Origin of the sequence: Curtobacterium sp. NPDC089689, assembly GCF_044749145.1 — a bacterium.
Classification (GTDB): Bacteria; Actinomycetota; Actinomycetes; order Actinomycetales; family Microbacteriaceae; genus Curtobacterium.
The window spans coordinates 471664-484757 of sequence record NZ_JBIVHJ010000001.1 but is presented as its reverse complement, the minus strand read 5'-3'; the positions used below and the strand labels follow the sequence as shown (position 1 = coordinate 484757).

Here is a 13094-nt window from a genome sequence, read left to right as displayed (position 1 = left end):
GGAGGGGGGTGGGGGGGGGGGGCGGGCGGCGGGCGCCGGCCAGCCGCCCCGGGGGGGCCGGCCGCGGGGGGGGCGGCCGGGGGGGCGGGGGGGGGGGGGGGGGCCCCCCCCCGGGCCCCCCCGCCCGGCGCAGGGTACGCCTCGCATTCACCCTCCGTGCCACATCCGGGATACCGTTCTCCCCATGAGCACCGAGAACACCAGCACTGCCGAGACCGTCGACGAGGGGCCCGTGGTGACCTTCGCCGACCTCGGCCTGAGTGACCAGGTGCTCAAGGCCGTCAAGGACATCGGCTACGAGACCCCGTCCGCCATCCAGGAAGCCACCATCCCGACGCTGCTCGAGGGACGCGACGTCGTCGGCCTCGCGCAGACCGGTACCGGCAAGACCGCCGCGTTCGCGCTGCCGATCCTGTCCCGCATGGAGTCGGGCAGCAAGGTGCCGCAGGCGCTCGTGCTGTCCCCGACCCGCGAGCTCGCACTCCAGGTCTGCGAGGCGTTCGAGCAGTTCGCGTCGCACATGAAGCACGTGCACGTCCTGCCCGTGTACGGCGGTCAGGCGTACGGCGTGCAGCTCTCCGCCCTCCGTCGCGGCGTCGACATCGTGGTCGGTACCCCCGGCCGCATCATGGACCACATCGCGAAGGGCACGCTCGACCTGTCCGAGCTGAGGTACCTCGTGCTCGACGAGGCCGACGAGATGCTCAAGATGGGCTTCGCCGAGGACGTCGAGACCATCCTCGCGGAGACCCCGGACGACAAGCAGGTCGCGCTGTTCTCGGCGACGATGCCCGCGCAGATCCGCCGCATCTCGCAGCAGTACCTCACGGACCCGGCCGAGATCACCGTCAAGACGAAGACGAAGACCGCGGCGAACATCACGCAGCGGTACCTCATGGTGTCCTACCCGCAGAAGGTCGACGCCCTCACCCGCATCCTCGAGGTCGAGGACTTCGAGGGCATGATCATCTTCGTCCGCACGAAGAGCGAGACCGAGACGCTCGCCGAGAAGCTCCGCGCCCGCGGGTACGCCGCCGCGGCCATCAGCGGCGACGTCGCCCAGGCGCAGCGCGAGCGGACCGTGAACCAGCTGAAGTCCGGCAAGCTCGACATCCTCGTCGCCACCGACGTCGCCGCCCGTGGCCTCGACGTCGACCGCATCACCCACGTGGTGAACTTCGACATCCCCGTGGACATCGAGTCCTACGTCCACCGCATCGGCCGCACCGGTCGCGCCGGCCGCAAGGGTGACTCGATCAGCTTCGTCACCCCGCGCGAGCGCCGACTGCTCTCCGCGATCGAGCGCCACACCAAGCAGCCGCTCACGCAGATGCAGCTCCCGACGATCGAGGACGTCAACGAGACGCGCCTGACCCGCTTCGACGACGCCATCACCGCGGCGCTCGAGCAGCAGGACCGCATCTCGGCGTTCCGCGACGTCATCGCCCACTACGTCCGCAACCACGACGTGCCCGCCGAGGACGTCTCCGCGGCGCTCGCGGTCGTGGCCCAGGGCGAGGACCCGCTGCTCCTCGACCCGGAGTCGGACGAGCTCAGCGCACGGGTCGGTCGCGACGGTGCCTCGGGTGCCCGCCGTGACCGGGACGACCGAGGCGACCGTGACGACCGCGGCCCGCGTCGGTCGCAGCCGATGACGGCGTACCGCATCGAGGTCGGCCGTCGCCACCGTGTCGAGCCGCGCCAGATCGTCGGTGCGCTCGCGAACGAGGGTGGCCTCCGCCGCGACGACTTCGGGGCCATCCAGATCCGGCCGGACTTCTCCATCGTGGAGCTCCCGACCGACATGGACGCCGGCGTGCTCGACCGTCTGTCCGACACCCGGATCAGCGGCAAGCTCATCGAGATCAAGCCCGACCGCCGGGGTGGCGCCGGTGGCCGTCGCTTCGACCGCGACGACCGCGGGCCGCGCGGCGGTGGCCGGTACGACCGTGACCGCGACGACCGCGGGGGTCGTGACCGCGACGACCGCGGGCCGCGCGGCGGTGGCCGGTACGACCGTGACCGCGACGACCGCGGGGCGCGCAAGCCGCGCCACTGACGCGTCGCACGGGGCGGGCGGCGCCGGTGCGCCGGTGTGCGCCGGTGTGCGCCCCGCGACGAGACTCGGGCTGAGCGACGTCCCTCGTGCTCCTGAGTGCGTGGGACGTCGCCCAGCGCGAGACTCGGCCGCGCCCATGCGAGACTCGGCCGCGCCAGCCCGAGACTCGGCTGTTGCGGGGTCCCGCCAACCCGGAGCCGACCCCGCACGATCGATCACTGCGTCCCCGGGGCGTCCCCTCGTGGTGCTTCGATGACCTTCAGTCGTGGCCACCCGAAGGCCACGCAGACCAGTAGGGGATCGATCGTGTACAGAGCAGTGCTCACCGCCGCGGCCGCCGCGGCGCTGGTGATCGGTGGAGTGTCGCCCGCGATGGCGGCCACTCCCGCGTCGAGGCTCCCCGGGGCCCCGACGTCCGTCCACGTCAGCGGTGCCGGTGACGCCGCCACGCTGACTTGGAGTGCCCCGCGCTCCGGAGCCGCCGTGCAGCGCTGGCGCGTCTCGATCCGACCGACCGCCGGCCAACCGGGCAGCGGGACCGACGTGGTCGCCGCGAACGTCCGCTCCGAGCGCTACGGCTGGATCCGCGCGGGCGTGCACTACACGTTCTCCGTCCGGGCGGTCGGCGCGAAGGGCGACGGCCGCAGCGTCTCCGTCCGGTACACCGCCCCGGCAAGCACCGCGGTCGTGCAGTCGCTCTACGGCCTCGACGCAGCAGGAGCGGTCGTCCGCTTCCCGACCACGGGCACCGGCGCACCGAAGACCGTCGCGGCGAAGGGCACCGGCTACGCAGCGGACGACGTCGGCAACGTGTTCGTCCCCTCGAGCGACGGCACGAAGCTGCTCCAGTACCCGGCCGGCGGGGGTGCGGCGCGGGTCCTCGCGACCGGGCTCCACCTGACCAAGGATCTCCGTACCGACGTCGCCGGCAACGTGTACTGGGTCGACTCCGTGTCCGGCGGCGTCGTGAAGCTGCCGATCGGCGCCGGTGTCCCGAAGACGATCCTCCCGTCGAGCGGCACGGCCTGGACCGTCGGGCGTGACGGCACCGTGTCCACGTTCACGCCCGCGTCGGGATCCTCGACCGGTCCGTCAGTCGGAACCGTGGTGAGCCGTACGGTTCACGGCACGGTGACCACCCGGAAGGTGGGCCAGGCGAACGGCCAGTCGATCGGGTACTTCGGAACCGTCGTCGCCGACGGCAGCGGCACGCTGTACTTCGACTACCGTGCCTTCGGCGGCAGCGGGTACAACGGCTTCTGGTCGCTGGCCGCAGGGTCGTCGACGCTCGTGCAGGTGCCCGCGAAGGTGAAGTTCCAGTTCAGTGCGACGAACGACGACTCGCTCCTGCTCGGTCAGTCCGCGGGGTGGTGCGCCGCGATCTCCCCGACGTGCACGACGGACCGCTCGCTCGCGGACCTGTTCACGCAGGACGCCTCCGGCGTGACGCTCGACCACGCGGTCACCGGTGGCCCGGACGTCCCGTCGAACGGGTACTACCCGGGTGCGGCCGACTCCGCCGGTGACCTCTTCGTCGACGCCGACTCCGGTCTCTGGCGGATCCCCGCCACGGGCGGGGCGGCGCAGCAGCTCTCGACGGCGCAGTTCAGCCGGCTCACGTCCATCTGACGCGGCCCACGACGGACTGGAGGTGCGGTGCCAGCGGGCACCGCGCCTCCAGTCCGGGTGGCGGTTGCGTCGACTACGCGCGGTGACCGCGCCGACGGCGCGCCACCACGATCCCGATCCCGGCGAGCAGCGCGAGGAGCGCTGCGATCGCTGCCGGGACGAGCCCCTCGGCGCCGGTGAACGCGAGCTCGCCGTCCGAGCCCGCTGCGTCCGCGACGACGGTCACCGTGGTCGACCCGACGGTCACGCCGTCGACGACCACGACGACCGTGTGGGTCCCTGCGGGCAGCCCGGCTGGGACGGTCGCCGCGAGGGTGAACGCGCCGGAGTCGTCGGTCCGCACGGTGCCGAGCAGCACGGGGTCGGAGTGGATCTCGACGCGGGCATCGGCGTCGGCCGCGAAGCCCGTGCCGCGGACGGTCACGGCGCCGCCGGCCACGAGGTCACCCGTGACCGTGACCGAGCCGCGGACGGTGGCCGGGTCGGTAGGGTCGGCGTTGCCGGGGTCTGCGGGCGTGGTGCCCGGGTCGGTGGGCGTGGTGCCCGGGTCGGTGGGCGTGGTGCCCGGGTCGGTGGGCGTGGTGCCCGGGTCGGTGGGTGTGGTCCCCGGGTCGGTGGGCGTCGTGCCGGGGTCGGTCGGGTCGGTGCCGGGGTCGCCGGGCTCGGTCGGGTCGGTGCCGGGGTCGCCCGGCTCGGCGGCCAGGGTCTTCCGGTACTCCGTCATGTACGCGAGCTTGCCGGGCTTCTCCGACGAGTACGGTGCGGAGAGCTTCGCCCACTCGCCCTTCGTCACGGCCTTGCCGTCGTTCCAGTCGGTCAGCGTGCTGAGGTCCGCGGCGGTGTACCCGCTCTCGGCGTCGACGACCTCGTCGCGGGGGAGCGCCACCTGCGCCTTCGTGATGCGCTCGACGAGCGACAGCGAGCCCGCGAAGTCGTCTTGGTCCCAGTCGGCGAGCCCGAGCTCCGGGTGGGCACGGAGCCACGAGCCCCAGTAGAACTCCTGGAACGGCACGGCGCCGTCGGCGGTGTAGCCGACGTCGCGGCCGAAGTACATGATGCTCCGGGCGCTGTCGTCCTGGAACTCCGCCAGCCCGACGTTCTGCGGCAGCTGGGCGGGCGTGATGGCCTTCCCGGCGGTGTCCCGGAGCCACACCCACCGGTTGTCCTGCATCGTCTGCCAGAACGCGGACTCGGTCATGCCGGAGAGGTTGCCGAGGACCCGGAGCCGGACGTGCACGTCCGGCCCGCTGTCCTCGTCGAAGGACGTGAGCGTGTGGTGCCCGTCGGTGAGGTACAGGGTGCCGCCGGGGCCGATCACGACGGTCTTCATCGGGGCGATGGTGTCCGCCGTCTCCGACCCGACCGGCACCGTGCAGGTGAACGACGACGGGTCGGTGAGGGTCGAGGTCGCCGTGGTGGTCTCGGCTTCCTCCTGGCCGTTCGCCTCGCACCAGTCGTCGAACTTCTTGTTGACGGAGTCCTTGCTCAGCGCGGTCGAGTAGCGGCCGAGCTTGTAGTACACCTCGTCGTAGCCGAGCGACGGTTGCGTCGGGTGCACGTCGCCGATGCGGACGTCGAGCAGGGTGTCGGGCGCGGCGCAGAGGTCGGCGGTGCTGCCCGTCGTGCAGCTCGCGGCGCGGTCGTCGGTGATCGGGGTCGGGGCGGCGGTCGCGGTCTCGGTCGAGACGGCCGCGGCGCCGAGGGTGGCGGTCAGCGCGGTGGTGAGCGCGATGATCCGCATGGTCCGGGGTGCGGGCACGGGGTTCCTGTCGGGAGGGGGCGGGCGGGGCTGAGTGTCCTCGCATGTTCGCGACCCCGGTTGACGGGGCGGTGGCCGACGGGTGAACGACAGGTGTTGCGCCACGCGCGCCCGCGTGGCCCGCCGCGCCCTCGCGCCTACAGCCCCTCCACCGTGCGGCGGCAGACCTCTTCCCACGGCGTCGGCTCGATCCCGAAGTGCGCCCGGGCCGCCGAGTCGTCGAGGACGTACGGCCGGGTCCACTGGTAGGACATGTCCGCCATCTCGCGGAGGAACGGCACCACGAGTCCGCCGGCGCGGATGACCCCCGCGGGCAGGCGCCGCACCGGCACCGGCGGCTTCCCCGTCACCGCGAGCATGTCGGTCACGGCCTGCTCCTGCGTGCGCGGCGGGTTCGAGGGCACGTTCCACGTCCGGCCGTGCGCAGACTCGTCGAGGGCTGCCGCGACGAGGGTCCGTGCGACGTCGAGCACGTCCGTGAAGGCGTGCGGGAGGTCGGTCCGGCAGAGCATCGTCACGGCCTTCCCCTGCAGTGCCGCGGGGAGGACGCGGGTCACGTGCCCGTTCCCGCCGACGCCCGGCCCGACGTAGTCCGAGCCACGGACCTCGACCGCACGCACGCGTCCGGCCCGGTGCGCCGCGAGGGCGTCGGCCCACAGCTTCGCCCGGAGGACGCCCTTGTGGTCGGTGGCCGCGTCCGGCAGTCCCTCGTGCATCGGGCCGTCGACCGGGCCGTACGGGTAGAGGTTGCCCGTGATCGCGTAGACCGCCCCGGTCCGCTCGGCAGCGGTGAGCATCGCGGTCATGAGCGGCGGCCACGTGCGCTCCCACTGCGTGTAGTCGCCGGGGTTCGCGCAGTTGTAGAGGACGGCCGCGCCGTCCGCTGCCCGGGTGAGCGCGTCGGTGTCGGAGGCGTCGAGGGCGAGGTGCCCAACGCCCTCCAGGCCGGTGTCGCGACCCGAGCGGGTGGCGACGGTGACGTCCTCGCCGCGCTCCGCGAGGACGGCGGCGACGTGCCGGCCCACCGGGCCGGCTCCGATGACGAGGTGACGAGCGGACATGGGTTCCTCCTGGGGTGATCGGGAGAGCGGCGCTCTCGCAAGAGGAGTCTGCACCGGTCGCAGTCGAATTGCAAGAGCAGTGCTCTCGTTTGTGTGCAGTGCTCTCGCGTGCCAGGGTGGAGGGATGGACACGAAGCCGCCGACCGCCCGCGCCCTGGCGCGCGAAGCCGTGTACGCGAGCATCCTCGCCGCGGCCCGCGCACGGCTCACGCAGGAGGGGCCGAGTCAGCTCGCCCTCCGCGCCGTCGCACGGGACGTCGGGATGGTCTCGTCGGCCGTGTACCGCTACTTCGCGAGCCGCGACGACCTGCTCACCGCGCTCCTCGTGCTCGACTACGACGAGCTCGGGGCGGCCGTCGAGGCGGCGGACGCCGCGGTCGACCGCGCCGACGTCGGCGGACGCTGGCGTGCCGTCTGTCGTGCGATCCGGTCGTGGGCCGTGGCCCACCCCGGCGACTTCGCCCTGCTCTACGGGTCGCCGGTCCCCGGGTACGTCGCCCCGCCGTCGACGATCGAGCCCGCGTCGCGCACGACCCACGTGCTCATCCGGGTGGTCGCGGACGCGTGGACCGCCGGGAGGCACGGTGCCCGTCCGGCGCCGGCGTCACCTCCCGACGGGCTCCCGGCCGCCATCGGTGACGCCGTTGCGTACATGCGCGAGCGGGGGATCGCCCCGGACCTGCCGGACGAGCTCGTGCTCCGGATCCTGATGGCGTGGACCACGGTGTTCGGGGTCGTCTCGTTCGAGCTCTTCGGGCACACGGTCGGGGCGGTCTCCGACGACGCGGTGTACTTCGACCACGTCGTGGCGCGCCTCGCGGACGACCTCGGGATCGGCGATCGCCGCTCCACGGGTGTCGGCTGACAGCGGACCCCTCCCTGCGGTAGACAGTCCTGTACGTGACCACTCACCAGGTCGCGCCAGCAGGGGTGGACCCTCCCGAGGGAAGGACGTGGATGAGCGCGCTCGACGTCAGCCGGCAGGACCGGCGCCGACTCACCACCGGCACCCCGCGCCGCCGCATGGTCGCGGTGCGCACCGTCGCCCTGCTCGCGTCGATCGCCGGCGTGAACTACATCGTCTGGCGGTGGGCGGCGTCGGTGAACTGGCACTCGTGGTGGATCGCGGTGCCGCTCATCCTCGCCGAGACCTACAGCGTCATCGACTCGCTCCTCTTCGCCTTCGGCGCCTGGCGGCTCCGCGAGCGGGGTGAGCCGCCGAGGTCGCCGGGCGACCACGTCACCGTCGACGTCTTCATCACGACCTACAACGAGCCGGTCGACCTCGTCCTCCGCACCGCCCGTGCCGCGAAGGCCATCCGGCACCCGCACTCCACGTGGATCCTCGACGACGGCAACCGCCCCGAGATGCGCGAGGCCGCCGAGTCGCTCGGCATCGGGATCATCACCCGCGGAGCCGACTGGGTCGACCGTCCCCGCCACGCCAAGGCCGGCAACCTCAACAACGCCCTGCTCGCGACGCAGGGCGAGTTCCTCCTCATCCTCGACGCCGACCAGGTGCCGGACCCGGCGATCCTCGACCGCACGCTCGGGTACTTCAAGGACGACCGGATGGCGCTCGTGCAGACGCCGCAGTGGTTCGAGAACGTGCCGAAGGAAGACCTCCTCGGCAGCCAGGCCCCGCTCTTCTACGGCCCGATCCAGCAGTCGAAGGACGGCTGGAACGCCGCGTTCTTCTGCGGGTCGAACGCGATCCTCCGGCGCGAGGCGCTCATGCAGCTCGGCGTCACCCGGTACGTCCGCGAGGTCGAGGCGTCGGTGCAGCGGACGATCAAGACCTCCCGGACGCTGCTCGCCCGCGCCCGTGAGACCGAGACCGACCCGCGCGTCCTCGGAGCCCTCGACGAAGCCGAGGCCGTGGTCGAACGTGCCCGTGACCAGGTGTCCCGTGGTGAACCGCTCGGTGACGTCACCTACGACTTCCAGCGCGGGATCGACGCGATCTCGTTCCGGTTCGCCGCCGCCGACCTCGAGTCCGTGCGGAACGACCTGCAGGAACTCGCGGCCATGTCGACCGAGGCCGACACGTTCGCCGGTCTCGACGACGCCGCGCTCGACGTGCTCGGGCAGCGCGAGGCCTCCCCGGTCGCCGCGATCGAGTCCATCGCCGTGCTCGCCCGCGCGCTCGACGTGAACCGTGACGACGAGGCGCAGCCGATCATGCCGTTGGCGACGATCTCGGTCACCGAGGACATGGCCACCGCGATGCGCCTGCACGGCCTCGGGTGGAAGTCCGCGTACCACGACGAGATCCTCGCCACCGGCCTCGCGCCGGACGACCTCCCCACGATGCTCGTCCAGCGCCTCCGCTGGGCGCAGGGCACGATGCAGGTGTTCTTCCGTGAGAACCCGCTCGTCCAGAAGGGCCTCTCGTGGGGCCAGCGGCTCATGTACTTCTCCACGATGTGGAGCTACCTGTCGGGCTTCGCCGCGATCGTCTACATCGCCGCCCCGGTGCTCTGCCTGTCGTTCGGGGTGGTCCCCGTCCAGGCGTACAGCGTCGACTTCTTCGTCCGGCTCATCCCGTTCCTCGTGCTCAACCAACTCCTGTTCTGGGTCGTCGCGGCCGGGCGACCGACGTGGCGCGGGCAGCAGTACTCGCTCGCGCTGTTCCCGGTGTGGATCGAGTCGGTGACGAGTGCCTTCGAGAACGTGTTCCGCGGCAAGCCCCTCGGGTTCCGGGTGACGCCGAAGGTCCGCGACGAGTCCGACCAGAAGCCGCGGTGGGACCTCGTCAAGCCGCAGCTGTACGCGATGGGGGCGCTCGTCGCCGCGCTCGTCATGATCGGGATCCGTTACGCCACCGGCCAGGCCGACGGCATCGCACCGCTCGTCAACACCGCGTGGGTGGTCTTCGACCTCTTCATCTTCAGCATCGTGATCCGCGCCGTGCTCTACCGCGCGCCGGTGTTCACGCCGCCCGTCGAGCACGAGTCGAGCACCGTGGGAGGACCCCTGTGACGAGCACGACGTTCGAGGTCCCCGCGACCGCAGAGTCCCTCGACGAGGTCCAGGACCGCTTCGGTTCGTGGTGGGACGGCCTCGGCATCGACGACGTCGCGCAGCGCTTCAAGCTCGAGACCGCGCTGGCCGAGATCGCGGCGAACATCGTCGAGCACACCCGACGGAACGACCAGGAAGCAGGTAGGCGCTACACCGTGCACCTCGAGGCCACCGACCACGAACTCACCGCCGTCCTCACCGACAACGGCCGCCCGGCCGACGTCGACCTCGCGGCGGTCACGATGGCGGACGTCGACGAGGAGAGCGGCCGCGGGCTCGCGCTCGCCATCGCCGCGCTCGACCGGCTGGAGCACCGACACGAGCACGGACGGAACGTGTGGACCCTGGTGTGCGACCGGTGAGGCGGTTCCTCGCACTCCTCGTCGTCGTCGCCACGCTCGTCCTCGGTGGCGCGTTGCCCGCGTCCGCGACGACCGCCGCGAAGGACACCCCGTCCGGTCCGGCTGCGGGCGAGCGCTGGTTCGGTCCGGACCTCGATTGGGGCGACGACGCGCCGGACGGCTACGCGGGCCGCCTCGGTGCCGTGCCGTCGATGTACGGCGTCGAGATCGACTACCCGATCGACCGCGCGGCCGAACGCGAGCTGCTCCGCTCGACCCGGGCCGCGGCCGCGCAGGGCGCCGTCCTCGTGGTCAGCCTCGAACCCGACCACGAGCTCTCGACCTTGACGACCGCGGACGCCCGGAAGGCGAACCGACTCCTCGAACAGGTCCACGAGCAGTACGGCACGAAGGTCCTCGTCCGCTACGCGCCGCAGATGAACGGCACGTGGGTGTCGTGGGGGCAGCAGCCGACCGACTTCACGCGCACCTTCCGGGCACTCGCGAAGCAGGTCCACGCCGGCACGTCCGACGCCGCGATGGTCTGGGCGCCGTCGTACGGCGCCGGGTACCCGTTCGGCGAGTCCGCCGGCCGCCTCCGTGACCTGTCCTCGACCGACGTCGACGCGCTCGACACGAACGGCGACGGCGAGTTCACCGCGGCGGACGACCCCTACGCCCCGTACTGGCCCGGGGCGTCGAGCGTCGACTGGGTCGGGCTGTCGATGTTCTCGTTCGGCAAGGGCAAGGCGACCGAGGCGGCCGGCCGCGACGTCCCGCTCACCCGGAACGACGCGCCGGAGTCCGGCGAGGTCCAGGCCCGCTTCGACGAGACCTGGGGCTACGAGCAGCCCGTGACCGAGGGCACCTTCTACGACCGGTTCGCGAAGGGTCGCGACCTGCCGATGCTCCTCGACACCGGCGCCCTCTACGACCACTCCCTGAAGGGCGCCGCGGAGCTCACCGTCAAGCAGGGCTGGTGGCGGCAGGTCATCGCGGCGGTGCAGGACAAGCCGCTCGTCGAGGGGGTCACGTTCCTCGAGACGAACCGTCGTGAGCCCGAGGCGGGGAACCGGGTCGCCGACTGGCGCGACACCGCCGTCCCCGGCATCGCCGGGTCGTTCCGCACCGACCTCGAGCGCGCGGGCGACTTCGTGTTCGGCCCCGTCACCGAGCGGGTCACGCCGCAGGACGGCGCCGCGGCGACGAACCAGCAGTACGACACCGGCGGCGACCAGATGGCCTGGATCGTGTGGCTGGCGGTCGGCCTCGCCGCGGTGTTCCTGCTCAGCGGGCTGTTCGGTCGGCTCGTCCCGAGTTGGCGGTACCCCGACGACGGCAAGCCCGGGCGCGACCTCCGGCTCGACCTGTTCCGCGGGTTCATCATCCTCGCCGTCGTCATCACCCACATCGAGATCGGCGGACCGTACTCGTACATCACGCTGCACGCGGTGGGCGCCATCACCGGCGCCGAGATGTTCGTGTTCCTGTCCGGCATGGTCCTCGGCATGACCTACCCGTTCGCCATCAAGAAGTTCGGCGAGTGGGCGGCGGCCGTCGGCGCGTGGAAGCGGGCGCGCAAGCAGTACCTCGTGACGCTCGTGGTGATCCTCGTGGTCTTCGCGCTGAGCTTCGTGCCGTTCCTCGACACGGACGCGATCACGACCTTCACGGACCGGGGCACCGGCACCGGGGGCGTCGGGGCCGAGGGCCGCGTGTACGACCTCTACCCGAACGCGATGCAGCTGCTGGCCTACCCGCCGCCGTGGTTCGCGATCCGGCAGTTCCTGCTGCTCGAGATGGGTCCGTGGCCGTTCAACATCATGGGCCTCTTCGTGGTGCTCAGCCTGTTCATCCCGGTCTTCATGTGGGTGATCCGGCGCGGGTTCTGGTGGGCGCTCCTCCTCGTCAGCTGGGCGCTGTACGTCTACCAGGCGCTCAACCCGGACTTCCGCCCGCTGAACTCGCAGTTCGAGGCGGTGTTCCCCCTGCTCACCTGGCAGGTCGTGTTCACCCACGGACTCGTCCTCGGCACCTACCGGCGGCAGATCATCGGCGCACTCACCGGGCGGCTCGGCAAGGTGCTGATCGGCGTCGGGATCGTCGGCTACGCGCTGTTCCTGGTGTACGTGTGGGCGGGCAACCACTTCGGGTTCACGCCGACGCCGTTCCCCGCGACGATGTACGACGAGCTCTACAACACCGCGTACCAGCGCGTGGACCTGCAGTGGGGGCGCCTGGTCGACATCGCGTTCTTCGCCATCGTGTCGTACGCGATCCTCACGGTGTTCTGGAAGCCGATCGCGAAGACCATCGGTTGGCTGTGGATCCCGCTCGGCCAGGCGAGCCTCTACGTGTTCGTGTGGCAGGTGTTCTTCGCACTCGCCATCGCGTCGATCCCCGGCGTCGACTGGTTCAACGGCTGGATCGGCTTCGCCGCGCACACCCTGCTCATCCTGCTCGCTTGGTACATGGTCCGGAAGAAGTTCCTGTTCTCGGTCATCCCTCGCTGACGCCGCTGCCCGGGTCTCGGCTCCGCGGACACCTTCGCGGGCACGGGGACCGCGAACGTGTCCGCCGGGCCGAGTCCCGGGCTACCGGTCGCCCTGGTACGGTTCGACCACCGGAGGGGGACGACATGCGGGGAACCGGGACGACGATCGTGGCGGCGACGGTGGTGGCACTGGCGCTCGCCGGGTGCACCCAGCACGGCGGTCGGGCCGACAGCGACGCGCACACCGGCACGAGCCGGGCCGCGGGATCGACGAAGACCGCGATCGCTGTGGTGCCCGCCGCCGCTCGGTTCCACGTGCTGGACCGCGCGTTCGCGTCGAGTGACGCGCTGCCCGACGGGGCGGCCAGCCCGGAGGACCTCGAGACCGACAGTCAGCGTCGTCTCGGCGAGGCGGACGGCACGACGTACTGGGTCGCCACGACCACGCACGACGCGGTGTGCCTCATCGGGAGCAACCCCGCAGCGGACAGCACCCGCAACTTCTCGGTCTGCGGCGACGTCCCCGTGGAGAGCGACTCCGTCGTCACGTCCATGTCGGACGACCACGGCGACCAGACCGCCCTCGTCACCGACGGCTTCGAGGACCACGGCACCGACGCCCTGCGCGAGCTGGTGCCGAACGTCTGGGTGCGCTGACGCGCACCGCGCCCACGGCGTGGACGGGACGGACGGGAGGCCCGGTGCCAGCTGGCACCGGGCCTCCCGT

At 71.8% G+C, this 13094-nt stretch carries 9 protein-coding genes and 1 pseudogene; 8 read left to right on the top strand and 2 right to left on the bottom strand.

Annotated features, from left to right (window positions below):
• Window positions 1–184: 184 nt before the first annotated feature.
• The 3 genes from ACIPYW_RS02250 (at window position 185) to ACIPYW_RS02240 (ending at window position 4516) form a co-directional block, all read left to right on the top strand.
• Window positions 185–2059 carry a DEAD/DEAH box helicase gene (locus tag ACIPYW_RS02250; protein WP_400410373.1) on the top strand — a complete coding sequence of 625 codons (1875 nt, stop codon included), beginning with the start codon at window positions 185–187 and terminating at the stop codon, window positions 2057–2059.
• A 306-nt stretch (window positions 2060–2365) separates the two neighbouring features.
• Window positions 2366–3688 (top strand): fibronectin type III domain-containing protein, encoded by a 1323-nt coding sequence (locus ACIPYW_RS02245; RefSeq protein ID WP_400410371.1) that lies wholly within the window; start codon window positions 2366–2368, stop codon window positions 3686–3688.
• A 507-nt stretch (window positions 3689–4195) separates the two neighbouring features.
• Entirely contained in the window at window positions 4196–4516 is a 321-nt protein-coding gene (locus ACIPYW_RS02240) for a hypothetical protein (RefSeq protein ID WP_400412492.1), read from the top strand.
• A 157-nt stretch (window positions 4517–4673) separates the two neighbouring features.
• Here the strand turns inward: ACIPYW_RS02240 and ACIPYW_RS02235 are convergent.
• A pseudogene (locus ACIPYW_RS02235) lies at window positions 4674–5429 on the bottom strand (ParB/Srx family N-terminal domain-containing protein); the annotation flags it as partial.
• A 155-nt stretch (window positions 5430–5584) separates the two neighbouring features.
• Window positions 5585–6508 carry an NAD-dependent epimerase/dehydratase family protein gene (locus ACIPYW_RS02230; RefSeq protein WP_400410370.1) on the bottom strand — a complete coding sequence of 308 codons (924 nt, stop codon included), beginning with the start codon at window positions 6506–6508 and terminating at the stop codon, window positions 5585–5587.
• A 124-nt stretch (window positions 6509–6632) separates the two neighbouring features.
• Here ACIPYW_RS02230 and ACIPYW_RS02225 point away from each other — a divergent pair, with 124 nt between their 5' ends.
• From ACIPYW_RS02225 to ACIPYW_RS02205, 5 genes are all read left to right on the top strand, one after another.
• On the top strand, window positions 6633–7373 hold the full coding sequence (locus ACIPYW_RS02225; RefSeq protein ID WP_400410368.1) for a TetR/AcrR family transcriptional regulator: 741 nt from the start codon (window positions 6633–6635) through the stop codon (window positions 7371–7373).
• Window positions 7374–7531: 158 nt separating this feature from the next.
• Window positions 7532–9490, top strand: a complete 1959-nt coding sequence (locus ACIPYW_RS02220) for a glycosyltransferase (protein WP_400412490.1) — start codon at window positions 7532–7534, stop codon at window positions 9488–9490.
• Entirely contained in the window at window positions 9487–9894 is a 408-nt protein-coding gene (locus tag ACIPYW_RS02215) for an ATP-binding protein (RefSeq protein WP_290132670.1), read from the top strand. The genes ACIPYW_RS02220 and ACIPYW_RS02215 overlap by 4 nt, the downstream gene beginning before the upstream one ends.
• On the top strand, window positions 9891–12386 hold the full coding sequence (opgC, locus tag ACIPYW_RS02210; RefSeq protein ID WP_400410367.1) for an OpgC domain-containing protein: 2496 nt from the start codon (window positions 9891–9893) through the stop codon (window positions 12384–12386). Before ACIPYW_RS02215 ends, opgC begins: the two co-directional genes overlap by 4 nt.
• Before the next feature lie 125 nt (window positions 12387–12511).
• Complete coding sequence (locus ACIPYW_RS02205) at window positions 12512–13024, top strand: hypothetical protein (protein WP_400410365.1); 513 nt, start codon at window positions 12512–12514, stop codon at window positions 13022–13024.
• The last annotated feature ends 70 nt before the right edge of the window (window positions 13025–13094 follow it).